At 30.3% G+C, this 376-nt stretch carries 1 protein-coding gene; it reads right to left on the bottom strand.

Annotation, left to right across the window (positions count from 1 at the left end):
* Window positions 1-212: 212 nt before the first annotated feature.
* Window positions 213-356 (bottom strand): SUI1 family translation initiation factor, encoded by a 144-nt coding sequence (locus RG47T_RS26905; protein WP_253187564.1) that lies wholly within the window; start codon window positions 354-356, stop codon window positions 213-215.
* Between the last annotated feature and the right edge of the window lie 20 nt (window positions 357-376).

Raw genomic sequence — 376 nt, 5'->3', positions numbered from 1 at the left:
AATTGAACAAAAAATTGTATTACCCGCAGACAATTTTTTACAATAAAAACTATTTTTTTTAATAATAACAAGCAATAACCTACAAAAAGTATGTAACTAAGGTGATATAGTGTAATTTAAACAATTACTAGATCAAAAATCAGTTACTTAACTGCTTGTTATACTTTGTCTAAGGTATTAAATAAATTTATTGCTTCTGTTATAATGATCAATTAACCGCCTGCTTTTTTAGCTTTATAACCATCTGTTTGCAAAAAGCCGAGTATTTTATCTCTAAAATCTCCTTGTATCAGTATCTCTCCGTCTTTAACAGAACCACCTGTACCGCATTTCGATTTCAACTTTTTGCCCAGCACTTCCAGGTCATCATCGCTAC

The sequence above is a fragment of the Mucilaginibacter polytrichastri genome, assembly GCF_001911425.1.
Lineage (GTDB): Bacteria > Bacteroidota > Bacteroidia > Sphingobacteriales > Sphingobacteriaceae > Mucilaginibacter > Mucilaginibacter polytrichastri.
Note: the sequence above shows the minus strand (reverse complement) of the source record. Positions and strands in the feature narration are given on the sequence as shown.